The sequence below is a fragment of the Comamonas sp. Y33R10-2 genome (assembly GCF_019355935.1).
Classification (GTDB): domain Bacteria; phylum Pseudomonadota; class Gammaproteobacteria; order Burkholderiales; family Burkholderiaceae_C; genus Comamonas.
The window spans coordinates 834423-861257 of record NZ_CP079925.1 but is presented as its reverse complement, the minus strand read 5'-3'; the positions used below and the strand labels follow the sequence as shown (position 1 = coordinate 861257).

Below are 26835 nucleotides of genomic sequence, written 5' to 3'. Positions count from 1 at the left end.
TGCCTTAAGCAGCTTTTTTTCATGGGTGTGGTGATTCACCAATCAATTCCAGCCAGTCTTATAGAACTGCTGAATCAGCGACCATGCCTCAGCTGGCTCGTCGGTATAGCGAAACAGGTTCAAGTCCTTGGCTGAAATCGTGCCCTCTTCAATCAGCGCATCAAAGTTCAGCACCTTCTTCCAGAACTCAGTGCCAAACAAAATCACGGGCACGGGCTTGCTCTTGTGGGTTTGCACCAGCGTTAGCACCTCGAATAGTTCATCCATGGTGCCAAAGCCGCCGGGGAAAGCCACCAAGGCTTTGGCGCGCATCATGAAATGCATTTTGCGCAGCGCAAAGTAGTGAAACTTAAAGCTCAGCTCCGGCGTGATGTAGGGGTTGCCATGCTGCTCATGCGGCAGGTAGATGTTGAGACCCACATTGGGCGCGCCTGCATCGTAGGCACCGCGGTTGGCCGCTTCCATGATGCCGGGGCCGCCGCCTGTGCAGATGTAAAAGCGCTCGCTGGGTTCTTGCTTCATGCCTTCGGTTGCTACGATACGAGCGAAGGAGCGTGCGGCTTCGTAACGCTGGGCATTACGCAGACCACGCTCTGCCAAGGCCATGCGCTGAGTATCACCACTGGCCTTGGCCTGCATCAGTTGCTGCTGCGCCTGATCCATGTCCATGAAACGGGCGCTGCCATAGACAACGATGGTGTGCTCAATACCGCGCTCGACCTGGGTCAGGTCGGGTTTGAGCATTTCCAGCTGCATACGGATGCCACGGGTTTCGCGGCGAAACATGAATTCCGGGTCAGCGAAGGCGAGGCGGTTGGAATGAGGCTCTAGCTCTTTGCCGTTGTGGACTTGGTTGTGCAGTTCAGCCCAGGCAGTAGCCAGATCGGTATCAGACAGCGGGGAAGATATTTGCATGAGCCCTCAGTTCTTAGATTGCTGAGCAGCACGGGCTACCTGAACCATCAATGATTTAGTAGCGCTGACCGCTCATCCATCAAAAATTTCAATATCAAACACACCTGCAGTGCATGTGATGCCTGCACTATACGCTCACAAAGCGATAGCTCACGCCGGTATTTAACCGCTGAATGTGAACCTTGTTTGCCTGCATAGTAGTGAGTGGCTCAGTCACTTAAAGCAGCAAACACTACCCAACACGTTTGAGACGAGGCGCAAAGCTGCAGACTGTACAAAAGGTAAGACAAGGCTTAGCAACGACGTATCAAAGCTGCTGTTAGCGGCTCTTAGCGGGCTATAAAAACATTCCAGCTCAGCATACCGACATAGGTCATGCACAGCGAGCCCACAAGGTGAATCGCCGCCCAGCCAAGAGCAGCGCCTAGGCGCTGCTGCTGCAGCAAATCAATCACTTCAGCGGAATAGCTTGAGAAGGTTGTGAGCGCACCAAGAAAGCCGGTGATGATGGCCAGCTTCCAGACAGGATCTAACTGGGGCATGGCCTGAAACAAGGCAATGCAAAGCCCGATCAAATAACCACCAATGAGGTTGGCGGCCAAAGTGCCCCACGGCAAGCCCGTGCCGGCACTCAGCCACAAGCCCAGCCACCAGCGTGAAAGTGCGCCTAGGCTGGCTCCGACGCAGATAGCAACAATATTGAGCATATGCCAATCTATCCTAGAATGGCTGCTTAGAGCGCGTTGACGATCTTTAAGGCGCTGCGTTGAGAGGAAGCTACGACAAACAAGCTTGTGTTAGCCGGGCTTGGCACTCAACCCTTGCTTGAATCAGCCTTGCCTTTGGCATCTTCTAGCTCGTCCTCTAACTCATCCTTGTCCAGCGGCTCATTGCGCACCAAGTTGCTGAGCGTAGGCGGCACATCTTCGCCCGAACGGCGCGAGCGAAACAACGCAGCGCGCATCAAGAAAATCGTCGTAATAGGCACGGTTACCGCGACAAAAATGGCGATCAGCACCGAGTGCATGACAAAGCCCTGACCGCTGACGGAAAAGTAAATCCAAGTCGCATGCATGATGAGCCAACAACCCATGGTGGCGATGATGGATGGGGCATGCACACGCTCAAAGTAGCTTTCCAGCCTGAGCAGTCCTAAAGAGCCCATGAGCGCAATCAACGAACCGCCAAAAACCAAGGCGGCCACCAAAATCTGAGCCCACAACGGCAAGTCCACGCCAATAACTTCGGTGCTCATTCAATCACCTCACCACGCAGCAAGAACTTGGCCATAGCAGTCGATCCCACGCAGCCAAACAAGGCAACCAACAAAGCCGCTTCGAAGTAGTTGGTGCTGTCATACAAAATACCCATGACCAGCATGACCAGCATGCCGTTGAGATACATGCAGTCCAGTGCCAGCACGCGGTCTTGCGCATGCGGGCCTTTGAGCAAGCGCAGCACCGAGCAGCCCATGGCCGCCAGCAGCATGAACAGCGAGGCAATCAGCACCCAATAAAACCAGGGGGTCATTCAAAAATCTCCATCAGCGGGCGCTCATAGCATTGCTTGATATGGTCAATCACTTGCTGCGCATCATCGACTTCCAGCGCGTGCAGCAGCAGCATGGAGCGATCACGCGAAATCTCGGCCCAAGCCGTGCCCGGGGTAATGCAGACAATCATGGCCAGCACGGCCAAGGCATTGGGGTCACGCAGCTCTAGCGGGATATGCACAAAACCTGCCGGGTGATGACGCAGACGCGGGAACAGCAAAAAACGCAGCACATTGAAGTTAGACACCGTGGTGTCATACACCACACGAAATGCCAGTTTAAGAATGGTTAGGGGGTGCCTCACCCGCACAGTCACTGGGCGCAAGCCGCCCAGTAGAACGGGGATTAGAAGGCCCAACACCAGACCCAAAAAAATCTGCCCGGCGCTGACCGAACGATTCAGCAATAGCCACAGCACCAGCAATGCAATAGACAGCAGCGGCGCAGGGAAGATGGATTTCATCAATTTCTTCATGGTCGCGCATCCACTTTCTGAGCTGAAACACTAAGAGGCTGGGCGTTATCCGAGCTATCAATCTCTTGGCCAATCCCGGGCACAGGCTCAGCCTGCATTTCATGCGCCGCAGCGCGTGCTGCGGCCTCAGGGCCCGCAGCTTCTAAAGCCTTTTTTTCTTTGGGTGCAGGCACGGGCTCCAAGCCCATCACGGTGCGCACATAGACATCCGGCGAATGCAAAGCATTGGCCGCACGCTCGGTGTAGCGCATCACATCATCGGCTTTGACAGACAAGGTCAGGCAGCACAGCAACAAGAAGGCAATGGGTAAGCCCTCAGCCACTTTGAGCGAAGGTGCGCTTGTCTCTGGGTTCGCCCAAAAGTGGCGAATACCTACTCGCGTCAGCGCCAGCAGCGCCATCAAGCCCGTGATGATGAGTAATGCCACCATGCACCAACCCAGCACTCCGGGGTTCATGCCTGCAGACATGCCAATGCCCAAGGGATTGAGCAAGCTAGTCAGCATTGCGAATTTGCCCAAAAAGCCCGCCAGCGGAGGTAAACCCGAGATGAGCAAAGTGCAGGCCATAAAGCTCACACCCAAGAAGGCAGCTGCTGCGGGAAAAGCCCGACCAATCAGTAGCTCTTCATCTTCATCGAGGTTAAAACCTTCTGTCGGGAGTAACTCAGCATTCAAAAAGGGAGCCTCGTTATCCTCATAAGGCTCGCCTTCTTCTTCGTCGCTACGCCAGCGATCGACCACATCAGCAATCAAGAACAGCGCAGCCACTGCCAAGGTGGAGCCCGGCAGGTAGTACAGCAGGCCTGCAGTGAGCAAATTCTGCCCAAAGCCGGTGGCAGCCAGCAAAGTGCCTGACGACAAAATGGCGGCAAAACCTGCCAGATGGGTCAGTCGCTGAGAGCCCAACATGCCGATCGCACCAAAAGCCATGGTCAGCATGCCGCCCACAACCAGCCAAGTGCCACCAAACAGAGCCGAAGCGCCAGCTTCTGAGCTGAAAAGCAAGGTCCAAAGGCGCAAGATGACATAAACGCCAACTTTGGTCATCAAGGCAAACAGCGCGCCGACAGGGGCGGTGGCGGCGCTGTAACCGGGTACCAGCCAAAAGTTCAGCGGCCACAGCGCAGCTTTAATTAAAAAGGCGGTTCCCAGCACACCCGCAGCCGCATGTAACAGGCCACGATCAGCGTCCTGTACCAACGGAATGGCGCGAGCCAAGTCCGCCATATTGAGAGTGCCCGTGATGCCGTAGAGCATGGACACACCAATCAGGAACAGCGAGGACGCCACCAAATTAATAGCAATATAGTGAAGTCCAGACTGGATACGAGTGCTACCAGAGCCATGCAGCAGCAAGCCATAAGAGGCGGCAAGCATGATCTCAAAAAACACGAATAGGTTGAACAAGTCAGCGGTGATGAATGCACCGCTCAGTCCCATGAGCTGCAATTGGAACAGCGGGTGAAAGTTCACCCCCGCCTTGTGCCAGCGCCCAGCAGAAAACACCAGCGATGACAGCGCCACGACATAGGTGACCAGCAGCATCAAAGCGGTGAGCCGATCCATGGCCAAGGCAATGCCAAAGGGTGCAGGCCAGTTACCGGGCATGTACACCGACATAGTGACGGCCGAGCCAGCTTGATTGGTCCACCCCAGCAGCATGACCACAATCACGAGGCTAATCGACGTCGAAACTAGGTTGATACCCAGCTTCATACGCTGACGCTCTTCACGCAAAAATAGCATCAGCGCTGCAGACAGCATGGGCAGCAAGATCGGCGCCAGCATCAAGTGCGGCATCAGGTACTCAGTCCAAGCCTTCATAGCATTTCCTGCTCGTTGCGCGAGTGCAAGCCATCCACATGGTCATTACCCGAAGATCCACGCGATGCGAGCAGCACCACCAAGAACAAGGCCGTCATCGCAAAACCGATAACGATGGCCGTCAGAACCAATGCCTGCGGCATGGGGTCGGCATAGTGAGACAAGTCGGTGGGCAGGCCGTTTTGCAGCACAGGCACCTTGTTGATTGCAAGACCTTGGCGGCCCATAGAAAAGATGAACAGATTGACGGCATACGACAGCAGCGCCAATCCCATGATGAACTGATAACTACGCGGGCGCAGCAGCAGCCAAACCCCAGAGCCGGTGAGCACACCGATGGCAATAGCCAGAACGATTTCCATTAGATACCTCCCCGTGCCAGCGCTTCGGCCGTCGCGGCCTGCACTGCAGCTTCTGCCTTCTTGGCTTCTTGTTCTTGCTCTTCCAGCAAACGTGCATGGAAGCGATGACCGCGTACTGATTGGTGGGCAATCGCAGTCAAGATCAGCATCGTGGCGCCGACAACCAGCACGAATACGCCAATATCAAAAAACGTGGCACTGGCGAAATGCACATGACCCAGCAGCGGCAAAGAAAAATCAAAACCATGGCTGGTCAGGAATGGATAGCCCACAAAGATAGAGCCCATACCGGTCGCCAACGCAAACAACAGGCCTGCAGCAATCCAGCGGCGCGGGTACAGCGGCAAGTGTGCCTCGACCCAATGTGTGCCAGAGATGATGTACTGCATCAGCAAAGCGACAGAGAACACCAGACCAGCCACAAAGCCGCCACCAGGTTGATTGTGGCCGCGCACAAAGATGTAAGCAGACACCAGCGCTGCAAACGGCAATAAAAGTCGCACCAGCACCGCAGGCACCATCAAATAACCAACAGCTGTATCGCTGGCGTTACGGGGGTTGAGCAAATCGGTCTGCAAATCACCTGGCACATAGCGCTGCTGCTCTGGAATGTCCATCGCTTCGCGCGCAGGGCGGAAACGGCGCAGCAAGGCATAGATGACGATCGCCACAATACCCAGCACCACAATCTCACCAAAGGTATCAAAGCCGCGGAAGTCCACCAGCGTCACGTTCACCACATTGGTGCCACCACCGCCGCCCAAAGCATTCTCCAGGAAGAAGGTGGAAGTGCTTTCGTGGAAAGGTCGGCTCATCATGGCAAAGGCCAACCAAGCCATACCACCACCGGCAATCAACGAAAGAGCGAGATCGCGCAGGCGACGCGCCTTGGCGCGTGCGTCCGCTTTATCCGCAAAACGCATGTTTTTGTCACGCTTGGGCAGCCAACGCAAACCCAGCAAAATCAGCACCGTCGTGACCACTTCAACCACTAACTGAGTCAAAGCCAAATCAGGGGCTGAGAACCACAGGAAGGTCAGCACGGTACACAAACCTGTACCACCCAACATGATCAAGGCCGTCATTCGGTGGTATTTGGCCTTCCATGCAGTCGCCAAGGCGCACAGGCAACCGATAGACCAGAGCAGCACAAAAGCCCAGGAAACCGGCAACATGTCGCGATTGCCCAGCTTCACACCCCAAATCCACAGCGGTAGTGCAGCAGCTACCAGCGCGATGCTGAACAGCCACAGCATTTGCCATTGCAGACGACGTGTGGACAGGTTGCGCCGCCCTGCCCGGCCCAACCAAGTAATGCGGGCCAGTAGATTTTCAAAAATAGCGCGGCCACTGACACGACCCAGCACCGGCGTAGTGTCGAAATGCCCGGCAGAGCGCTGCCAGCGCAGCATGGTGTAAAGCAAAATACCGCCCACCAGCGCCACCAAGCTCATGATCAGCGGCATATTCCAGCCATGCCAGATCGCCAAGCTGTACTCCGGCAAATCTCCGCCAACAACCGGCGCGGCCGCAGCAGCCAAGAAGCCGCCCACCGCCCAGGCGGGGAAGATGCCCACAATCAAACAAGCCAGTACCAGCAACTCAACAGGTACACGCATCCAGTGCGGAGGCTCGTGCGGCTCATGCGGTAAATCAGTGGCCTTGGGACCAAAGAAAACATCGACCGTAAAGCGCAGTGAATAAGCCACGCTGAACATGCCAGCAATGGTCGCAATCACCGGCAAAATGGTCTTAACCCAGGGCGCGGCATCCAAATAAACGGTCTCCGCAAAGAACATTTCTTTGGATATAAAGCCGTTAAGCAGCGGAACGCCCGCCATCGCTGCACTGGCCACGCAGGCCAAGGTAGCGGTAATTGGCATTAAAAACCGCAGGCCAGATAGGCGCCGGATATCTCTAGTCCCGCTTTCGTGATCCACAATGCCCGCAGCCATGAAGAGCGACGCTTTAAACGTAGCGTGATTCATGATGTGGAACACAGCAGCCACTGCAGCCAACTTGCTGTTCAAGCCCAACAGCAAGGTGATCAGGCCTAAGTGGGAAATCGTCGAATACGCGAGCAAGCCCTTGAGATCATGCTGAAACATGGCGCAATAGCCACCAATCAGCAGCGTTAGCGCGCCGGCCCCGCCCACCATCCAGAACCATGCCTCGGTATCTGCCAGCACCGGCCACATACGCGCCAGCAAGAACACCCCCGCTTTGACCATGGTCGCGGAGTGCAAATAAGCCGACACCGGTGTGGGTGCCGCCATGGCGTTCGGCAGCCAAAAGTGGAAAGGGAATTGAGCACTTTTAGTCAACGCACCCAGCAAAATCAACACTAATGCCACCAGATAAAGGTGGCTATCACGAATTTGCTGCCCTGCAGCCAACACGTTATCTAAGTCATAACTGCCCACGATATGACCGAGTACCAGCATGCCCAACAACATGGCCAATCCACCGGTGCCAGTCACGGTCAGGGCCATGCGGGCACCTCGGCGCGCATCTTTGCGGTGGTACCAGTAGCCAATCAGCAAGAACGAGAAGAGACTTGTTAGCTCCCAGAAGAACACCAATTGAATGATGTTGCCCGACAAAACCACACCTGCCATCGCCCCCATAAATGCCAGAAAAAACGAGAAAAAGCGGGGAACAGGGTCTGCCGGGGACATGTAGTAGCGCGCATAAAGCACTACCAACGCGCCAATACCGTAGACCAGCATGGCAAACATCCATGCAAACCCATCAATGCGAATGACAAGGTTCAAGCCAAGAGCTGGAAGCCAAGCAATTTCCTGCCTCAATACCGCTCCATCCGCCATTTCAGGAAAGAGCATCCCGACTTGAATGGCACAAAACAGCGCGATAACGCCGGCCAGCGTGGACTCCGTATTACGGGCATTCGCAGGCAACAAGGCAGCCAAAATACTGCCGGCAAAGGGTAAGAGGATGAGGTAAATCAGGGGCATGAGCGGATTATTCTAGTTGGTTTGATACTTTTAACCGCTACAAAAACCTGAGCATTTAACTGATTTTAGACGTCCAATTACATTCAATTGACGCATGAAACCTCATCAAAACAGCGGGTTGCGTGCAGATAAAGAAGCAATCACAACAGGGTTTACATCACTCCCTAGGTGCGACAAGACCGGTCTGAATGTATTTTCACCAATCTCAAGTCGCCTGCAATCCATGCATATACGCAGTTATCCAGCTAATGGTGATGTGACGCTGAGGAAAAATTTTCACAGAGCTGTCCATCAACTTGCTGCCTCGCACTACACGTCAGAGCATCTACACGCATGGGCACCAGACCAGCCAGCTTGAATGCTCAATCATTTTTTATACACTCTGGTTTTATTCTGGTGCGCCAGCAGCAGCCAGTCATACGCGGCATTGCTCTGGCCAATGCCCACATGCGTCAAAGCCTAAAGCCATCCTAAAAAATGAACTGGCTCTGGAAACCTAGAACACCCTCCCCACAGAAATGGATGATCTCCATTTTTCTGCTCTCGCTAATCGGTGCTCTAGCCCCCATCGTCTGGCGCAGCTTTGTGCCTGCAGCCCACTGGCAGCTGCTGTCTCTCTATGGCGCACTGCTACTGACCTCAGCTGGCGGGCTATGGCCGCAGCCTGTATCGACGCAAGCTCTGGCGCCCAGCAGGCCCGTGGACAGGCTACGGCCCTATCAAGCGCTCGCTGATGACCGCCCTGTGTATCTGTTTTTTTGTCTTTGTGCTCTGGCTGGATCTGGTCGCTACGCTGCCAATGGCCTACACCCGTGCGATGGGCGATGAGGTGATGTTTACTGGCACCGCTGAGAAAAAACGCGGATCCGGCCGACATGCCTGCCGCCAGCAACTCAAACTACCAGACATTCACTACATTTTGTTTGAGTTTTGCCTTAATGAAGACGCTTTTGACGAAACACCCGATGGCCCGCTGCCCGCACGCATCTTTGCGCGGAAAAGCTACTTTGGCTGCAGCATTCACACGATTGAGTTGGCCACTTCGCGTGTTCAATAAGCCCTGAAGAACCAAAGCATGCGATTACTTTTACTCCCTCTTCTACTCCTCTCCAGCCTGGGGCTATTGTGCAGCATGACACTGCACTTTGCTTCACTTACAGGGCATGTCGCCCAGCTGCAAAGTCTGCTGACGGAGGATATGCAGTTCCAAGTGATGACCAGTATCACCAATGGCATTTTTGTCGTATGGCTGCCTGCTGTGCTGATCTCACATCGCATCAACAAAGGCAATCGCCTGAAGTTTTCTTGGAAGCAAGTACTTGCAGGCTGCCCGCAATGGATGAGCTACGCCGCCTATGGCCTGTTTGCCTATGCATTCATCAACTTCTTTCTATCCATCTCCACACGCGAGATGGACAGCCAGCAAGGCCTTCGCACCTTCTCCGGCCACTGGATGATGTTCTACGGCATGGCCTTCTGCATCTTTTTTTCCAGCTGGAGACTTCCTTCGCTGCTACGCACCCGGCAATGCCTAGCCGGGCATGATATGGCCCAGGCTGACCAGTTCTGCTCACTTTGCGGCCTACCTGCTGCGCAAAGCGGGCAAGATGAGCCCTGATTCCTCACTTTGAGCCTCCTCGTATCGCTCAAAGCGGCGCATACTGACAACCGCTTCTGCATCCCCATTCGACCTGAACGCCAGCGCAATGCCCACACCTCAATCCCCGATCGGTATTTTTGATAGCGGTGTTGGCGGCCTCAGCGTGCTGCAGGCGCTACGCCATGAGCTGCCACACGAGCAGTTTGTGTACCTTGCAGACAGTGGCAACGCCCCCTACGGCGATGCGCGAGGCGATGCCTTTGTGCAAGAGCGCAGTCTGGCCATTGCGCACTATCTACTCAGGCAGCACAACATCAAAATTCTGGTGGTAGCGTGCAACACAGCTACAGCCGCAGCCGTGGAGTTGCTTCGCGCCCTGATGCCAGAGCTGCCAGTGATCGGGGTAGAGCCTGCGATCAAGCCAGCATCGTTTTCCAGTCAAACCCACCACGTGGGTGTGATGGCGACACGCGCCACCATCAATAGCCAGCGCGTAGCGCGACTGGTGGCCGACCACAGTGAGCGAGCCACTTTTCACTTACAAGCCTGTGACGGGCTGGCCAAAGCGATTGAACGCAGCACTGAGCAGCCTCTGCCAGAGCAAGCCGACACTACCGAAATAAGAGCACTCTGCGCAAGGTACACCGAGACTTTAGGCAGCTTTGGCCAAAAAACAGGGCAAATGGATACCTTGGTACTAGGTTGCACGCATTACATTTTTGCCAAAGACGATCTGCGAGCATTACTCGGGCCTGATATTCAATTGCTGGACACTGGCGCACCCGTCGCCCGTCAGACACGGCGCATGCTGGAGCAGCGCGCGCTACTCGCCCCGGATTCCTGCTCACAGCGGGTGCAGCTGCAAACTACTGGGACTTTGAGCGCACTTCAGGCTGCGGCTCAGCGTTGGCTGAATCTGCCTGCAAGCTGCTGCTCGGCGGTCAATGTGCCGTCGATTAATGCAGCAATGACAAATTGAAGTGGAAGATCAGTCCCAAAGCGGCTCACCACCGCCATCTAAATAGCTGAGGTAAAAGCGCACATCAAATTCGAGCTGATGGTACTCAGGCTCCATGTGCGCGCACAGCTGATAGAAAACTTTGTCGTGATCCATGATGCGGATATGCGCCAGCTCATGCACGCAGATCATGCGCAAAAATGCATCCGGAGACTGCTTGAACATGGCCGCAATATGAATCTCGTGCCGCGCATTGGTCTTGCTGCCATGCGCAATAGAACGCCGCGTGTGCAAGCCAAGCGCATTGCGCATCACATGAATCTTGCTGTCGTAAGCCACTTTGTGCAACTGGCCCGCATTGCGCAGATATTCAGCCTTAATGTCGTCAACATATGCATAAAGTGCTTTATCTGTACGCACCACATGGGGTTGCGGGTACTTTTTCAACAACCATTCACCTGCTTTACCTGCGACCAGCCATTCGCGCACTTTGCTTTGAAGTGATGGCGCGTAACCTGACAGATACGGCAAAGCCAACTGAGCCGGCGCATCCACAGCGCTGGAGCGCGCAGCCCTTTCTTTACGCAACTGCGGCGTGATGGCTCCTGAATATTTGGGCGTGAGAATGGGCTTCATGACAAAAGACAAACCCTCTGTGTCACGGCCAGATGACCGCAGAGCAGAGGGCTTTGCAATTTTAAAATCTGTAAATCAGTGCAGAAAATCAATGCAAATGACGTGGACGGCGATTACCACCACCATGGCCAGAGCCTGTCCCGCCAGAGCCACCACGTGGCGGCTTGCCCAACTCTAGTGAGCTGACCAGCGCTTCAAAGCGCTGCGCAAATAACTTATCAACCTCCTGCACCACGCCAGTCAACTCAGCTCCATCAAAGTGGCGCTCCATAAGGCCAATCACATCTTGCACAAGAAGGTCACGCTGCACCTGCATGATGGCTGCTGGATTGGGGCCCACAAAAAGCATCACAAAGTCGTCGCGGCTTTGTGCCTCTTCAGGGGCTTCTTCTTCATCGAATTCAGTGTCGTAGAAGGTCACTTCAATGGCTGCGCCCTGCTCTGCCAGCTCGTTCAGGCCCATGCACATATCGTCCAGCGCCTGACGGAAGTCTTCATCGCCCCGCACCGTCCAGCACATCTGCAGCAGATGCTCTTTTTTGTCGAGCTTAAGCCCGGGCTCTTCTTCATAAAGACTCCCCTCGGCTTCAGTCAACGAGCGCGCACCGGCATAGGCCCACAAAGGACGCAATGCGTCTTGCAACTGCTCGTACGTAACATCAGCACGGAGCAGAACCTGACCGTGGACATGAATTTCAAAAGCAGCGTTGTAACTAGGCATCTTTTTTCTCTTGGAGTGCAGGCCCTGTCAGCATGACAGAACTGAGAGTCATCGTGCACCGAAGTATGGGGTTTTCCAAGCTCCGAAAGCAATACTCGACATCACAGTGTCAGATCACATCGCAGGCCTTGAATTCTCCCACTTTCAATCAAGTGGCATGTCTAAGGCGGATCAATCCACCATTAAAAAAAGCTTGCTATATTTTAAATAGCAAGCTTTTCAATTTTGGTGCCTCGAGCCGGAATCGAACCGGCACGCTTTGTTAAAAGCGGCAGATTTTAAGTCTGCAGTGTCTACCAATTTCACCATCGAGGCCCACTTCACACTCAGCGCAAGCGCTGATGAGAAGTATTGCATCAGTCATAGGACTAAAGCAATAAAAAAGGGAAGCATTTGCTTCCCTTTTCAAAATTTGGAGCGGGAAAACGGGTTCGAACCGTCGACCTATACCTTGGCAAGGTATCGCTCTACCAACTGAGCTATTCCCGCATTTCTGAAAAGCTGTGCAGCTTACAGATCAGAGTTGAATTATAGCCACGCTTTTTTACCTTTTTTGGTAATTCGGGTTATTTTTTCAAAACACCTTTATCAAGCTGGCTGATGCAGTTGCTCAAGGCGAGCTTTAACGACTTGCTGAAGATCGCGTTTTTGCACCTTGTTGGAGGCATTTACAGGCAGGCTGTCGAATTGCAGCACAAAGCGCGGCACCTTGTAGTTCGCCATATTGGCACGGCACCAAGTAATCAGGGCATCCTTATCCAACGCCACGCCGTTTCGCGTCACCACACAGGCACAGCCAACTTCACCCATACGCTCATCAGCAACACCGATGACTGCCACTTGCGCCACCTCAGGCTGATTGGAGAGGATGCGCTCAATCTCAGCCGGGTAGCAGTTGAAACCGCCGACGATGAACATATCTTTGAGTCGATCAGTAATGCGCAGATAGCCACGTTCGTCGAGCACACCCACATCACCGGTATGCAGCCAGCCATCTGCATCAATCGTTTCTGCAGAGGCTTTTTCATCTTCAAAATAGCCTTGCATGATGTGATAGCCGCGCAGGAGCACCTCGCCGGCTTCACCCACACCTACCGTCTCTCCTTGCTCATTCACACAGCGCACTTCGGTGCCCGGCAAAGCTGTACCGCAGGTATTAGCCACAGTTTCCACATCGTCAGATGGGAGACATACAGTGGCGCAACCGCCGCACTCTGTTAGGCCATAAGCCGTGGTCACGTTCTTAATACCTAACTCATCACGCATACGCTTGATGAGAATTGGAGGAACAGTGGATGCACCGGTGACCGAGGACACTAGCGAGCTCAAGTCAAAGCTCTTGAGATCCGGGTGCGCCAGCATGGACAGAAACAGCGTGGGCGGCCCCGGCATAAAGCTGATGCGGTCACTTTCAATGCGGCGCAGGATGGCCTCGGCATCAAAAACCTGCTCTGGATAGATCGTCGAGCCTTGCAGCAAAGCCGCCACCCAACCAGCCTTGTAGCCAAAGGTGTGAAAGAAAGGGTTGACGATCAGATAGCGGCTGCCTTCCGCCAAACCCACCACATCAGACCAAGCCTTAAAGGCCAAAATCGTGGGGCGATGGGCGCACATCACGCCTTTAGGGCGACCCGTGGTGCCAGAAGTAAACATCAAGTCAGCTGTATCGTCTGGCTTGATCTGCGCCTCACGCTGCTGCTGAGCTTGGGCGCTTGTGCCTTCAGCCTTGGCCATGAACTGCGCCCAGCTCAGGTCTGCGCTTGGCATGACCTTGTCACCCAACACAACCACGCTCTCTAGCGTTGCGGGCCGCTGGCCATTGAGCAAATCAGGGTAGTAGTTATTGAGAAAATCACCCACGCTAATCAACACCTTGGTGCCGCTACGCTCCAAAATGTCAGCCGCTTCTGCGCCCTTCATACGAGTGTTGAGCGGCACCAGCACTCCGCCCGCGGCATGCACGCCGCAGGCCGCAATAATCCATTCGCTCGCGTTCGGCGCCCATAGCGCCACACGGTCGCCGGGCTGCACGCCCAGCGTCATCAAGGCGCGGGCCGCTTGGCGGCTCAGTTGCTGCAACTGCTCGTAGCTAATGGACTGGCCATTCTCAACAATCGCGGCGCGGCTGGCGAAGCGACTGACCACATCGGCCAACATGCCCGGCAGGGTCAAGCAAGCCTCTGGCAACGCGTTCTGGTTATTTGACATCAATTACTCCGGAAATTTAACGCGCAGCTTTTCGCTGGTCGGGAAGGACTGGCAGGCCAGCGTCCATTTTTTGGACAAGTCTTTGGCATCCAACACTTCGTTGTGGCGCAGATGCACACTGCCATCCTGCACTTGGCACATACAAGAAGCGCACATGCCTGCTTGGCAAGAAAAAGGTACGTTGATACCTGCGCGCAGACCAGCTTCCAAAATGGTTTCTGTGCCGCTGCAGGTGAATTCGTACTCCTCGCCATCCAAACGCAGTTGCACGACGGCCTCATCAACAGCTGCTTCAATAGGCGCAGCGGCTTCTTGCATCTGCTGCAAGGTTTCCTCGTCAGGTAGCGAGACAAAGCGCTCCACATGCACTTGACCGGCAGGCATACCGGCATCAATCATGGCGGCCTGCGCGGCATCCATGAAAGGGCCGGGGCCGCAGATAAAGGACTGACCGGCATTGGCCACCCAAGGTTTGGCCCAAGCAGCCAGTTGCTTTTGCGACGGTGCGCCCTGCACCGAGTCCAGCCAATGCACGATCTGCAAACGATCGGGGTACTCAGCAGCCAACTGCTGCAAGTCCTTCTTAAAGATCACCGAGCGTTCATCACGGTTAGCGTAGAACAGCACCACATTGCCCTGATGCTGCTTGAGCACCGTGCGCAAGATCGAAAACACTGGCGTGATGCCGCTGCCACCGGCCAACAACACAAAATTTTGCGCCAAGTTTTTGGGGGAAAACAGGCCTGAAGGCGGCATCAACTCAATCGAGTCACCCACGCGAATCTTGTCGCACACCCAGTTGGAGCCGCGCCCCTGATTCACTCGCTTGACGGTGACGCGCAGCGCATTGTCAAGCGCAGGCGCGCTGGACATTGAATAGCAGCGCGGCACATAACGACCATCAATAGGCAATCGCAATGTCAAAAACTGACCGGGGCGATAGCGAAACTGTTCAGCCAGCGTCTCTGGCACATCAAACACGATGGACTTGGTATCGTGCGTTTCATCAATCACCGCGCTTACGCGCAGCGGGTGATAACGCGATGTGGTTGTGGCTTCATTGCTCATTTTTAGTTATTCCTTACTCACTCACACTTTTTTTAGCAGCGATGCGCCTATGCATCTGCAGATCGCCATACCTTAGGGCTTAGCTCGCAACACTCTCCAGCCGCGCTGTTGGCTGCAACGGCTCAAGCTGCACTGACTGCTCGCCCTCCTTCGCCGCAGCCTTACCAGCCCTGCGGCCAGAGAACACGCAGTCCGCTAACGAGAGCCCGCTCACATAACGTGAAGAAGCCACACCTATGGCCGTGCGCCCAGCGGCATACAGACCCGAAATATCGCGGCCAGCTGCGTCGATCACCGCGCCGTTGTCTTCGTTGACTTGAAGGCCTCCCAGACTCAACACTGCCAGCGGGAACATCTTTTGACTGATGGAGATATCAATGGCGAACAGCGAGCCGCCCTTGAACTCATGGCGCATGTCCTTGGACTTACCCTGCGGGTCCTCAGCTTCGCCACGCGCTGCGGCATTGGAAGCGTCAAACTGGCGCTGCAAAACGGCCGCATCCATAACCAGCTTTTTGGCCAAATCGGCCACAGACTTACCTTTGACGGCGACCTTGTACATCAGCGCCAGCGCGGGCATGGACTGAAATGCCCACAGGCCACCAAACAGGCACTGCCACGCGGCCTGCCTGCGCAGCTTGCTATCAATAATGAGCCAGGCCTTGCCGCCCTGCTTTTCCATTAGCTCGTAGCCCAACTTGGCGCCATAGACCTGCTCGTTGCAAAAACGCTCGCCCTTGGTGTTGACCACCAGCCCCTTTGGCCAGACAGATGGAGGAGTGATGAAACGCCAGGCCGAAATATTGTGCAAATCCTTGCCAACACCGCCCACTGACTGGCCCAGACGCAGACCCGAGCCATCGCAGCCAGTAGCGCCTGTCAGCCAGCCGGGCTTGTATGCGGGAGCGTGCTCATCCATCAATGCAGAGTTGAAGATGTAGCCGCCGGTAGACAGCACCACCGCTTTGCGGGCGCGGATGAAACGTTTATCACCAAGCTCGCTCTCAATTTTCGCGGCTTCACGGCGGCCAGCTTGGGCGCGGGGTGCTTGATACAGGCGCCACTTGGCCACCAATTCATCGAGCTTTTTATGGCGCTCAGTGCGTGCATCACCTGCGGGCAACACGGTCACTTCCACACCCAGAATGCGGCCAGTGTCGTGCTCGCGCACCAGTCGCTGCACACGCGCCTGAGTCAGCGTACGGGCGCCATGCGCCAGCGTCGATTTTTGAAGCGCTGCAAAAAATGTAGCACCTGACTGCCCCTTAGCCACCACGCGGTGACCGCGCGGCGCAGGCTTCTTGGCCAGTGCAGGGTTGCCGTAAGCAGGCACCACTTCGTTGCCGGAGTAGTACAGATACTTGCCGTCTGCAGGGTACGAAGTTTTGTACGCTGGCATGGTTGCAGCAAAAGTCGCCCCCTGCTTTTCCAACCAATCCAGATTAGCCACGCTCTCACGGCTAAAGCGTGCCAGCGTTTCATCGCTGACCACGCCATTGACTTCATGTTTGAGGTAGGCCGTCATGGCCTCGGGCGAATCTTCAAAGCCCGCCTGCTTTTGGTATTGGGTGCCGCCACCGGCATAGACCACGCCGCCCGAGAGAACGCTGGCGCCGCCACCGCTGAAGCGATCGATCACCAGTACTTCAGCGCCTTGCTCGCGCGCTTCAATGGCGGCGCTGGCACCGGCTGCGCCCCAGCCAACAACCACCACGTCAGCAGTGTCAGACCACTGAATGTCGTCGGCAGAGCGAACTTCCAATGCAGCGCCCACAGGATTGATGGTGCTGATGTGTTTTTTAGCGTTTGACATACGTGCCCCCTGCCTAAACGGCTTTACCCAGCAGATGTGGGTTCTCTAATGGCAAAGGCTTGCCCACCATGTCCGCCACCGCGCGGAAGGCAAAGGTCATGGCTGGCCCAAGGGTAGAGCCCGCGCCCGGATAGGCAGGCCCCATGACAGAGGCAGAGTTATTGCCCACACAGTACAGACCCTCAATCACGTTACCCTCGGCACTCAGCACGCGGCCTTCACGGTCGGTCAACAGACCACCCTTGGTGCCGATCTCACCGGGCCACAGGCGCATGGCGTAAAACGGACCTTTTTCGATAGGACCCAGATTGGGGTTTTGCAAACGTGGGTCGCCGTAGTAGCGGTCAAAGACATTGCCGCCGCGGTCAAAGTCCAGATCCTTGCCGGTCTTGGCGTATTCGGTCATGCGGCGTGCGCTGTCCTTCAGGCCAGCAGCCTCCACGCCGATCTGGCCAGCCAGATCTTCCAGCGTCTCACCCTTCCAGTACACATTGTTCAGCCAGCTCTTGCGCACCTTGCTGTCAGGAATGGCGGACGCGGGCATCAGCGGCCCCATGGGGTTTTGAGCGCGAAAAGAGGCATCAAACACAATCCATGCAGGCACGCCGCCATTGCCCTTGGCATCTTCAGCCAGCATGGCCTGCTGAAATTCGGGGTAAGGGCCAGACTCATTCAAAAAGCGCTGCCCTTTGTTGTTGACCACCATGCAGCCGGGCAGCGAACGCTCTACAAAAATACCGCGGAAGGCCGCTTCTTTGGGCACATCCATCGTAGGCACGCCCCAGGACCAGTCCATCAGGTGCAACTGCGCACCCACAGCCTGACCTGCACGGTGGGCATCACCGGTATTGCCGCCTACGGGGGTGGCAGTCCACTCGGCCTTGGTGGGCTTGGTTAGATATTGGTCGCGCATTTCTTGGTTGCGCTCAAAACCACCAGCGGCCAGCAACACTGCGCGCTTGGCATTGACCTGGATGCGCTGACCATTTTTTTCAACGATGACGCCAGTCACACGACCCGATGCATCTTTCACCAACTCTTGCAGCGCAGACCTGCGCCACATCTCAACGCCTGCCTTATTGGCCGCAGCCAGCAGGCCGGCAACCAAAGCCTGACCACCAGCCATGCGGCGATCACGCTTGGTCTTGGTGCGCCAAGGGTAGTCCAAGAAATATTTGAGCATGATGCCCACGATGGTGAAGCGTGACTTCAACTCGCGCGACAACATGGAATGCGCTTCAAACGCATTGATGCTCATCTTGCCGAATAGCATATTGCCCGTGGCACCGGAGCGCATAGTCTCAAGCGCTGGCAAACCAAGTTTGGCAGCGTTGAAATCCATCGGGTCCATGGTGCGACCACCTGGCTTGGAGCCTTCGATATGAGGGTAATAGTCAGCGTACTTAGCCATGGCGCGGTAGGGAATACCGATCTGGCGCAGGTACTCGGCCATCTTGCTAGCCGTCTCTACGTAGGCCAGCACACGGTCATCGGTCGCCATACCGCGAACACAGCGCTTCATGTAGCTGAAAGCGGTTTCCAGGTCATCTTTGATGCCTGCATTTTTTTGGTCATAGTTGAGTGGAATCCAGATACCGCCACCTGACAAAGCAGAGGTTCCACCAAAGAATTCTGTTTTTTCGACAACCAGCGTCTTGAGCCCCTGCTCTTGCGCACGAATCGCACCCAACAACGCACCCGCACCTGAACCCACAACGATCAGGTCATATTCTTGTTCTGCCATACCTTGTCTCCGAAATTTTTGTTTTATGGATGGACTGTCGCAAAAGAACGCTTGCGGCAGTGGTCCCTATAGACGACTGCCGCAATGTCAGCTGATCAAGATCAGACGAAAGGTTCCTGATTAGGAATGCCCAAGACATGTGCCCCATAGGCGCGCACATAAGCGTCGGTATTGTTGGCAATGTGAGTGCGACCCTGATGAATATCGCGGAAGACGCGCTCAATCGGGTTGCTCTTGAAGGTGCCGCTGGCAGCGCAGGCGCGCATCAACTCATTGGCGTGAAAGCCAGTCAGCTTAGGCACATACGAAGCCTGAGCACGCTGCAGCAAACGCTCTTCCAGCGACAGTTGAATGCCGGTTTTTGCAGCATCCACAATGCGGGCGTAATTGCGGAACAGCACGACTTTGAGCTGATCCAGTGCAATCGTGGCTTCCGTCACCGCGGTCTGCGCGTTCACGTCTTCCGCCATCTTGTTGCCATGCTTTCCCACATGAGAGGTTGCACGCTCGGTGAACGAAGCGATAGCACCTTCCAGAGCACCCAGACAGGCCGTAGACACCGCGCGCTGGAAGACATGGGTAAATGGAATACGGAACAGCCAACCGGTGTTTTCCACACGACCGGGGCAACCTGCATCGCTGTGGTCATTGGTGTACTGAATGCGGTGAGCCGGCACAAAAGCGCCTTCCACCACGATGTCATGGCTGCCTGTGCCGCGCAGGCCCAGCACATCCCAGTTGTCTTCGATGCGGTAGTCAGACTTGGGCACCAAGAACGTCACATGCTCCAGACCGGGTGTGCCATCGCGCTTGGGCAGCAGACCACCCAGGAACAACCAGTCGCAGTGCTTGGAGCCGGTGGAGAAGCTCCAGCGGCCGCTGAACTTGAAGCCGCCCTCCACAGGCTCGGCCTTGCCAGTAGGCATGTAGGTCGAGGCAATGCGCACGCCCGAGTCTTTGCCCCAGACATCTTCTTGCGCCTGAGCCGGGAACAGTCCCAGCTGCCAAGGATGCACACCAACGACGCCGTAAATCCAGGCCGTGGACATACAGCCCTTGGCCAGCTCCATCTGCACGCTATAGAACACGCGCGGATCCATTTCATAGCCACCCCAACGCTTGGGTTGCAGCACACGGAACAGACCTGCCTCGGCCATCTCGGCAATGGTCTCATCAGGAATCTTGCCTTCGCGATCCGCTTGCTGACCACGCGCTGCCAGCTTAGGTGCCAGCGCCTTGGCACGCTCGATCACAGCCAGCGCATCGGGGGTGAGATAGTTGTCTGTCATTGTGTTCATTCAGGTCTCCAGTTGCCGCTCCACCGGACGGCTTATGGTGTGGTGGCAAGGCTTTTTCGCCTATGACAGGAATGCTCTCACCATGCAAATTCCCATTCATCGTCCGATCAGACTAACGAGCAAACGCACTCAAAACGACAGCACTCTGAGCTGACCTAACGCAGTAAAAAGCAAGAGCCTAGGACAAACACCGAGGCCTGCTTTCCCCTGCTAGTCCATGTGAAGGATTCAAAAAAAGCCCATAGCAAGCACTCTTGGAGCAAGGAGACATTCACCCTATGCAAAGTACTACAGCAACCTTCGACCCCAAAGACTTCCGCCGCGCCTTGGGCATGTTCGGCACAGGGGTCACCATCGTCACCACCCGTGCCGAAAATGGTGAGCCTGTAGGAATCACAGCCAACAGCTTCAACTCGGTTTCGCTGGAGCCGCCCATGGTTCTGTGGAGCCTGGCCAAGAACGCACGCAGCCTGCCAGTCTTCCAAGGCGCTCAAACTTGGAATGTGCACATCCTCTCTAACGAGCAGGAAGCCTTGTCCAACCGTTTTGCCCGCGCAGGCGAAGACAAGTTCTCGGGTCTGCCTCTGGACTCCGAAGAAGGCCAAGTGCCCTTACTGCAGGAATGCAGCGCGCGCTTTCAGTGCAAAACTGCGTTTCAGTACGACGGCGGTGACCACATCATTTTTGTGGGCGAAGTCACAGGCTACGACTCCAACCCACACCCGCCTTTGCTGTATGTGACCGGTGGCTACGCCCTGGCATCACGCATGGCCAATGCCGTGGCAAGTGAGCCGGCTGCCGACACCAATGCGGCGTATTCAGAAAACCTCATCGGATATCTGATGGGCCGTGCGCACTTCCAGTTTTTAAGCGGTATGCGCAAGCCCATGGCTGCTTACGGCATGACGGATGCTGATTTTTACGTGCTGTCCCTGCTCAGCATCCAGCAGCCTCAGTCGCCCGCCGAGATCGCCTCGCACATGACCTACACCGGCACAGATATCGGCGCTGTGGCACTGCAGTCACTCATTAGCAAAGGCTGGGTGGAAGAAAGCCGCGGCCGCGCTGAATCGCTGCAACTGACGGCGCAAGGCAACACCGCCATCTTGCATGTGCTGGCAGCCGCCAAGGCGGTAGAAACCGATTTGATCGATAGCTTGGGCGAGATGGAAGCAGCCACGCTGCGCAACCTGCTCAAAAAAGCCATCACCGCCACCGACCCCGGCCTGCCCAAGCTCTGGCAAGCCAAGGCCTGATCTCGCCCACCCTCCACACGAAGGCAGGAGACTGCCTTCGCCTACCCATTCCAACCATAAAGAACTGAGATGAGTACTTTTTCTATCCCAGAAGGCAAGTATGTGGACATCGGCGATGTAGCCGGCCACCCTCAGCGCGTTCACTACCACGAGCAGGGCAGCGGCGACCCGGTCATCTTCCTGCACGGCGCTGGCGGTGGTGCCAGCGGCTATAGCAACTTCAAGGGCAACTACCCAGAATTTGCGGCTGCAGGGTTTCGCTCCATCGTTCCTGACCTGCTGGGCTACGGCCTGTCTTCCAAGACCGAAGAGCCCAAGCAGTACGACATGGACTTCTTCATCGCGGGCGTCAAAGGGCTGGTCGACAAGCTCGGCCTGAAGAACATCACCCTACTGGGCAACTCGCTGGGCGGCGCAGTGGCACTGGGCTATGCACTCAAGTACCCCGAAGATGTCAAAAGCCTGATCTTGATGGCCCCCGGCGGCGTGGAAGAGTTCGAAACTTATATGGCCATGCCCGGCATTGCCAACATGTTCAACATCTACAAGTCAGGCAAGACCGGCCCCGAAGCCATGCGCGCAGTGATGAGCATGCAAGTGGTGGACCAGTCGCTGCTGACTGACGAAATCATCAACGAGCGCGCGCCAATCGCCCTCACACAGACCAACGCCTCGCGCTCACGTCTTTTCATCCCAAACATGACCGAGCAACTGCCGCAACTCCAATGTAGTGTGCTGGGCTTCTGGGGCATGCAAGACGCCTTCAACCCCGTGGGCGGCGCTGACAAGCTGGCCAAGGGCATCAAGAACTGCCGCATCGTGCTGGTCAATCAGTGCGGTCACTGGGTGCAGGTTGAGCATCGCAACATGTTCAACCGCACCTGCATCGACTTCATGAAAAACGGCTAAATCCAAAAGCAATAAACCATGAGCGACAAACTCTTCATTGAACAACAAGGCCAGCGCCTGTATGACGCGCTGCGCGCTGCCAAAACACTGGCACCGCTGACCGACAGCCACCCCGAGATGACGGTGGAAGACGCCTACCACATCTCGCTGCACATGCTGCGCCTGCGCGAAGCATCGGGCGAGCGTGTGATTGGCAAAAAGATCGGCGTCACATCTAAGCCCGTGCAAGACATGCTGGGCGTGTTCCAGCCTGACTTTGGCTTTCTGACTGACACCATGGAGTTTGAAGATGGCGCTGCCGTCTCGCTCAAAACTGCCGGCCTGATTCAGCCGCGCGCTGAAGGCGAAATTGCCTTCATGCTCAAAAAAGACCTGCAAGGCCCGGGCGTGACCAAGGCAGACGTGCTGGCAGCCACCGAATGGGTAGCACCGTGCTTTGAGATTGTTGATTCACGCATCAACGACTGGAAGATCAAGATTCAGGACACCGTGGCCGACAACGCCTCTTGCGGCGTCTTCGTTATTGGCAAGCAGCATACCGACCCGGCTTCGCTGGACTTGGCCGCTGCCGCCATGCAGATGACCAAAAACGGCCAACCTGCAGGCTCTGGCCTGGGTAGCGCCGTACAAGGCCACCCGGCTGAAGCGGTTGCTTGGCTGGCCAACACGCTTGGCGCTTTTGGCATTCCTTTCAAGGCCGGGGAAGTGATCCTCTCTGGCTCCCTCGCCCCCCTTGTGCCTGCCGCTGCCGGTGACCGTTTTGAAATGGTCATCGAAGGCATGGGCGCTTGTTCTATTCAATTCACTGAGTAAGACACCATGACGCAAAAGAAAATCAAGTGCGCACTGATCGGCCCCGGCAATATCGGCACCGACCTGCTCATGAAACTGCAGCGCTCCACTATTTTGGAGCCTGTGTGGATGGTCGGTATCGACCCTGAATCCGATGGTTTGAAGCGTGCCCGCGAAATGGGCATCAAGACCACCTCTGACGGCGTGGACGGCCTGCTGCCCTTCGTTAAAGAAGACGGCATCCAGATCGCTTTTGACGCCACCAGCGCCTATGTACACGCCGAAAACAGCCGCAAGCTCAACGAGCTGGGCGTGCTGATGATCGACCTGACACCTGCGGCCATTGGCCCGTACTGCGTGCCCAGCGTGAATCTGGCTGAAAAAGTGGCCGAAAAGGCCATGAACGTGAACATGGTCACCTGCGGCGGCCAAGCCACCATCCCCATGGTGGCAGCGGTCTCGCGCGTGCAAGCCGTGAGCTACGGCGAAATTGTGGCCACCGTCTCCAGCAAATCGGTTGGCCCCGGCACTCGCAAGAACATTGATGAGTTCACCCGCACCACGGCAGGTGCGGTCGAGAAAATTGGCGGCGCCCAAAAGGGCAAGGCCATCATCGTGATCAACCCCGCCGAGCCGCCACTGATCATGCGTGACACCATCCACTGCCTGACGGTGGATGCGCCCAAGAAGGAAGAGATCGAAGCGTCTGTACACGCCATGATCAAGGAAGTGCAAAAGTACGTGCCCGGCTACAAGCTGGTCAACGGCCCCGTGTTTGACGGCAACCGCGTCTCCATCTACATGGAAGTCGAAGGTCTGGGCGACTACCTGCCAAAGTACGCCGGCAATCTGGACATCATGACCGCCGCTGCTGCGCGCACGGCCGAGATGTTTGCCGAAGAAATCTTGGCTGGCCGCTTTGAGCCCGCTGAAGCCGCACTGGCCTAAACCGCAGGAGACACAGAACATGAGCCTCAAAGGTAAAAAAATCACCGTCCACGACATGACTTTGCGTGACGGCATGCACCCCAAGCGCCACCTCATCTCGCTCGAGCAAATGAAGGCTGTGGCCAAGGGCTTGGACGACGCAGGCGTGCCCCTGATCGAAGTCACCCACGGCGACGGTTTGGGCGGCAGCTCGGTCAACTACGGCTTTCCTGCTCACACAGACGAGCAATACCTGTCTGCCGTCATCCCGCTGATGAAGCAGGCCAAGGTCTCCGCTTTGCTGCTGCCCGGCATCGGCACGGTCGATCACCTGAAGATGGCGCACGAGCTGGGCGTATCCACCATCCGCGTAGCTACTCACTGCACTGAGGCCGATGTCTCTGAGCAGCACATCTCCTTCGCCCGCAAGCTGGGTATGGACACGGTGGGCTTTTTGATGATGGCTCACATGAACAGTGCTGAAGGCCTGGTCAAGCAAGCCAAGCTGATGGAAAGCTATGGCGCCAATTGCATCTACATCACCGACTCGGCCGGCTACATGCTACCCGACGACGTAAAAGAGCGCTTAGGCGCCGTGCGCCAAGCACTTAGCCCCGACACGGAGCTGGGCTTTCACGGCCACCACAACATGGCGATGGGCATTGCCAACTCGCTGGCCGCGATCGAAGTCGGTGCCAACCGCATTGATGCCGCAGCTGCGGGCTTGGGCGCTGGCGCGGGCAACACCCCCTTGGAAGTGCTGATCGCCGTGTGCGCACGCATGGGCATTGATACCGGTGTGGACGTGTTCAAGATTCAAGACGTGGCCGAAGACTTGGTCGTGCCCTTGATGGATTTCCCCATCCGCATTGACCGCGACGCGCTGACGCTGGGCTATGCCGGCGTATACGGCAGCTTCTTGCTGTTTGCCAAGCGCGCTGAAGCCAAGTACGGCATTCCTGCACGCGAACTGCTGCTGGAGCTGGGCCGCCGCGGCATGGTGGGCGGCCAAGAAGACATGATTGAAGACACCGCACTGACTTTGGTGCGCCAGCGTCAAAAGCAGGCAGTCGCCGCGTAATTTTTCATCTCTAATTTGCCTTTAGGTTCAGCGACTGCTTGGGGCGGTCGCTGAACCTTTTTTCATGGAGTCATGCAATCAGCAATGCAATCGACTCTGCGGCAAAAAAACAAAGCGCTCCTGCTAGCCTCCCGCAAAGAGAGGCCGGACAAGAGCGCTCAATCAAACTTAATTAGTGATTAGCGACTAGCAGCAAACACCGCGTTCCACGAAGTGTGCGTTTCACCCGCGTTGATGCCCTGCGGCAGTTGCACCATGGCCACCTGTTGCACAGAAGAGCCTGAATCCTCTTGCTGGCTCATAAACGGCAAGGACAGGCCCAGCACGCCAACCACCAACAGCATTGCACGCAAAGCGTTTTTCCAGCAAAAAAGAGTCTTCATCGTTGTCTCCTTTATCGGCTCACCGGCCAATTGGTAAGCCAGTATCTCCAGCCGGCAAACAACAAACATCGTCCAAGTTGATGACTAGGTATCTACCTAAGGAACAACCCCAAGCCAAGACTCTGAGTAATTCAAGTCGCATGGGATAACCCTTGCGCCCTCGATTCGGGGCAGCGGCGCTTAGTATGAAATTCATAGCTATAGATCTATACCAATAAAGGACTAGAGACCAATTTCTTTAATAAACATAACGTCCATCGAATGAGCGAGTCGAAGCAGCGCATCTAAGCCCGCGAGCACAAAAAAAGGGCTTTGCCAAAGCAAAGCCCAAACCTTGAAGAAACTGAAATGCCCAAGCCGCATTACTACTAGGGCGCGGTGATTACATGTACAAAATCACCAGGTCGTTGATGACCGCAGGGCGGTCTTGCCCCACCACATGGATGTTGATCTCCATGGTCATCTGCACACCACTCTTGACCTGCTCTACCGCCTTGATACGGCTGCGCGCACGGATTTTGCAACCCGATGGCACAGGCGATGGAAAGCGCAGGCGGTCAGAGCCGTAATTGACCATGTTGTTAAACCCTGTGACTTCAAAATCCAGCGGAATGCGCAACTGGCTGGTCAAAATCTGCACCAGCGCGCCATGGGCGATGGTGGTGCCAAACGGACTCTTTTCCTTGGCCTGCACCGGATCGGTGTGGATCCAGTAGTCATCGCCCGAGAGCTTGGCAAAGTCGTTGATAACGTCTTGCGTCACCGCAAACTCGTTAGACCAAGCCGTGTACTCTTCAGACACCAGCGACTTCATCGCGTCGATATCCTTGATGGAGATCTGGCGCTTGGGCGCTGCATCTTCCTGCACCTCGGCGGCAACTGCAGCGGGCGCCTCTTGCGCCTCGGCCTGCATGACCGATGGGAAGCTGCCTGCCTTGTCCGTAAAGCGCAGCAATGTGACTTCAACAGGGCGATCGTCAAACACCGGGCGCACTTCCATGCCAATCTTGAGCGCTTCAGGGTCTACACCCACCATGGTGGTGTTGATGCGCACGCCTTCTTTGAGCTCCACCACGGCCAGAGCCTGAGGCATCTCGTCCGTGAAATCGGGCATAGTGGGAATGCGCGCAATGGTGAAGCTGTAGAGCGTGCCTTCGCCCGAGACTACGCTCCACTTTAAGGAGCGCGAGCCGCAGGTAGGGCAATGGGTGCGCGGGAAAAACAGCGAGTGACCGCGGTCGCATTGCTGAATGCGCACTTCATGGGCCTTGAGGCCTTCCCAATACGGAGCTGAAATTTCCGTGGGGTGCGGCAGAGGTTTATTCCATGCCATGGT

Annotated in this window: 25 protein-coding genes and 2 tRNA genes; 8 read left to right on the top strand and 19 right to left on the bottom strand. The window is 55.9% G+C overall.

What is annotated here, in order from left to right:
* Positions 1-42: 42 nt before the first annotated feature.
* The 8 genes from KUF54_RS03840 to KUF54_RS03805 form a co-directional block, all read right to left on the bottom strand.
* A complete protein-coding gene (locus tag KUF54_RS03840) occupies positions 43-915 on the bottom strand; it encodes a TIGR00730 family Rossman fold protein (RefSeq protein ID WP_219345379.1) in 873 nt (290 codons plus the stop codon).
* A gap of 329 nt (positions 916-1244) precedes the next feature.
* A complete protein-coding gene (crcB, locus tag KUF54_RS03835) occupies positions 1245-1622 on the bottom strand; it encodes a fluoride efflux transporter CrcB (protein ID WP_219345378.1) in 378 nt (125 codons plus the stop codon).
* A gap of 107 nt (positions 1623-1729) precedes the next feature.
* A complete protein-coding gene (locus tag KUF54_RS03830) occupies positions 1730-2170 on the bottom strand; it encodes a cation:proton antiporter (protein ID WP_219345377.1) in 441 nt (146 codons plus the stop codon).
* The gene (locus KUF54_RS03825; RefSeq protein WP_099737635.1) at positions 2167-2445 is read right to left on the bottom strand and encodes a K+/H+ antiporter subunit F; all 279 of its coding nucleotides are present in this window, start codon (positions 2443-2445) and stop codon (positions 2167-2169) included. The genes KUF54_RS03830 and KUF54_RS03825 overlap by 4 nt, the downstream gene beginning before the upstream one ends.
* The gene (locus KUF54_RS03820) at positions 2442-2942 is read right to left on the bottom strand and encodes a Na+/H+ antiporter subunit E (protein WP_219345376.1); all 501 of its coding nucleotides are present in this window, start codon (positions 2940-2942) and stop codon (positions 2442-2444) included. Before KUF54_RS03820 ends, KUF54_RS03825 begins: the two co-directional genes overlap by 4 nt.
* Complete coding sequence (locus KUF54_RS03815) at positions 2939-4768, bottom strand: monovalent cation/H+ antiporter subunit D (RefSeq protein WP_219345375.1); 1830 nt, start codon at positions 4766-4768, stop codon at positions 2939-2941. The genes KUF54_RS03820 and KUF54_RS03815 overlap by 4 nt, the downstream gene beginning before the upstream one ends.
* Complete coding sequence (locus KUF54_RS03810; RefSeq protein ID WP_219345374.1) at positions 4765-5130, bottom strand: Na+/H+ antiporter subunit C; 366 nt, start codon at positions 5128-5130, stop codon at positions 4765-4767. Before KUF54_RS03810 ends, KUF54_RS03815 begins: the two co-directional genes overlap by 4 nt.
* A complete protein-coding gene (locus tag KUF54_RS03805; protein ID WP_219345373.1) occupies positions 5130-8105 on the bottom strand; it encodes a monovalent cation/H+ antiporter subunit A in 2976 nt (991 codons plus the stop codon). The genes KUF54_RS03810 and KUF54_RS03805 overlap by 1 nt, the downstream gene beginning before the upstream one ends.
* 733 nt (positions 8106-8838) lie before the next feature.
* Between KUF54_RS03805 and KUF54_RS17355 the strand changes: the two genes are divergently transcribed.
* From KUF54_RS17355 to murI, 3 genes are all read left to right on the top strand, one after another.
* Positions 8839-9162 (top strand): hypothetical protein, encoded by a 324-nt coding sequence (locus KUF54_RS17355; RefSeq protein WP_255576285.1) that lies wholly within the window; start codon positions 8839-8841, stop codon positions 9160-9162.
* A gap of 75 nt (positions 9163-9237) precedes the next feature.
* Complete coding sequence (locus KUF54_RS03795; protein WP_255576284.1) at positions 9238-9723, top strand: hypothetical protein; 486 nt, start codon at positions 9238-9240, stop codon at positions 9721-9723.
* A gap of 88 nt (positions 9724-9811) precedes the next feature.
* Positions 9812-10684: a glutamate racemase gene (murI, locus tag KUF54_RS03790; RefSeq protein ID WP_219345371.1), complete on the top strand. Its 873-nt coding sequence runs from the start codon at positions 9812-9814 to the stop codon at positions 10682-10684.
* A 9-nt stretch (positions 10685-10693) separates the two neighbouring features.
* Here murI and KUF54_RS03785 read toward each other — a convergent pair whose 3' ends face one another.
* From KUF54_RS03785 to KUF54_RS03745, 9 genes are all read right to left on the bottom strand, one after another.
* The gene (locus KUF54_RS03785) at positions 10694-11299 is read right to left on the bottom strand and encodes a YgjP-like metallopeptidase domain-containing protein (protein WP_219345370.1); all 606 of its coding nucleotides are present in this window, start codon (positions 11297-11299) and stop codon (positions 10694-10696) included.
* An 88-nt stretch (positions 11300-11387) separates the two neighbouring features.
* On the bottom strand, positions 11388-12020 hold the full coding sequence (locus KUF54_RS03780; RefSeq protein ID WP_219345369.1) for a DUF6806 family protein: 633 nt from the start codon (positions 12018-12020) through the stop codon (positions 11388-11390).
* Between the two features lie 226 nt (positions 12021-12246).
* A tRNA-Leu gene (locus KUF54_RS03775) sits at positions 12247-12335 on the bottom strand.
* A 98-nt stretch (positions 12336-12433) separates the two neighbouring features.
* A tRNA-Gly gene (locus KUF54_RS03770) sits at positions 12434-12509 on the bottom strand.
* A 99-nt stretch (positions 12510-12608) separates the two neighbouring features.
* On the bottom strand, positions 12609-14228 hold the full coding sequence (locus KUF54_RS03765; RefSeq protein WP_219345368.1) for a FadD3 family acyl-CoA ligase: 1620 nt from the start codon (positions 14226-14228) through the stop codon (positions 12609-12611).
* Between the two features lie 3 nt (positions 14229-14231).
* Positions 14232-15296: a ferredoxin--NADP reductase gene (locus KUF54_RS03760; RefSeq protein WP_219345367.1), complete on the bottom strand. Its 1065-nt coding sequence runs from the start codon at positions 15294-15296 to the stop codon at positions 14232-14234.
* A 79-nt stretch (positions 15297-15375) separates the two neighbouring features.
* Positions 15376-17109, bottom strand: coding sequence for an FAD-binding protein (locus KUF54_RS03755; RefSeq protein ID WP_219345366.1), 1734 nt, complete (start codon positions 17107-17109; stop codon positions 15376-15378).
* A gap of 13 nt (positions 17110-17122) precedes the next feature.
* Positions 17123-18853 carry an FAD-dependent oxidoreductase gene (locus KUF54_RS03750; RefSeq protein WP_219345365.1) on the bottom strand — a complete coding sequence of 577 codons (1731 nt, stop codon included), beginning with the start codon at positions 18851-18853 and terminating at the stop codon, positions 17123-17125.
* Positions 18854-18954: 101 nt separating this feature from the next.
* Positions 18955-20142 carry an acyl-CoA dehydrogenase family protein gene (locus tag KUF54_RS03745; RefSeq protein WP_219346259.1) on the bottom strand — a complete coding sequence of 396 codons (1188 nt, stop codon included), beginning with the start codon at positions 20140-20142 and terminating at the stop codon, positions 18955-18957.
* A 287-nt stretch (positions 20143-20429) separates the two neighbouring features.
* Between KUF54_RS03745 and KUF54_RS03740 the strand changes: the two genes are divergently transcribed.
* The 5 genes from KUF54_RS03740 (at position 20430) to dmpG (ending at position 25116) form a co-directional block, all read left to right on the top strand.
* Positions 20430-21407: a flavin reductase gene (locus tag KUF54_RS03740; RefSeq protein ID WP_219345364.1), complete on the top strand. Its 978-nt coding sequence runs from the start codon at positions 20430-20432 to the stop codon at positions 21405-21407.
* 69 nt (positions 21408-21476) lie between these two features.
* On the top strand, positions 21477-22316 hold the full coding sequence (locus tag KUF54_RS03735; protein WP_219345363.1) for an alpha/beta fold hydrolase: 840 nt from the start codon (positions 21477-21479) through the stop codon (positions 22314-22316).
* A gap of 18 nt (positions 22317-22334) precedes the next feature.
* Positions 22335-23129 carry a fumarylacetoacetate hydrolase family protein gene (locus KUF54_RS03730; RefSeq protein WP_219345362.1) on the top strand — a complete coding sequence of 265 codons (795 nt, stop codon included), beginning with the start codon at positions 22335-22337 and terminating at the stop codon, positions 23127-23129.
* A 6-nt stretch (positions 23130-23135) separates the two neighbouring features.
* Positions 23136-24056 carry an acetaldehyde dehydrogenase TesF gene (gene tesF, locus KUF54_RS03725; RefSeq protein ID WP_219345360.1) on the top strand — a complete coding sequence of 307 codons (921 nt, stop codon included), beginning with the start codon at positions 23136-23138 and terminating at the stop codon, positions 24054-24056.
* Positions 24057-24075: 19 nt separating this feature from the next.
* Positions 24076-25116 (top strand): 4-hydroxy-2-oxovalerate aldolase, encoded by a 1041-nt coding sequence (gene dmpG / locus KUF54_RS03720; protein ID WP_219345358.1) that lies wholly within the window; start codon positions 24076-24078, stop codon positions 25114-25116.
* Positions 25117-25295: 179 nt separating this feature from the next.
* On the opposite strand, the gene KUF54_RS03715 is transcribed toward dmpG, so the two are convergent.
* Together KUF54_RS03715 and KUF54_RS03710 are read right to left on the bottom strand one after the other, a co-directional pair.
* Positions 25296-25499: a hypothetical protein gene (locus KUF54_RS03715; RefSeq protein ID WP_255576283.1), complete on the bottom strand. Its 204-nt coding sequence runs from the start codon at positions 25497-25499 to the stop codon at positions 25296-25298.
* 382 nt (positions 25500-25881) lie between these two features.
* A complete protein-coding gene (locus tag KUF54_RS03710; protein WP_219345354.1) occupies positions 25882-26832 on the bottom strand; it encodes an OB-fold domain-containing protein in 951 nt (316 codons plus the stop codon).
* Between the last annotated feature and the right edge of the window lie 3 nt (positions 26833-26835).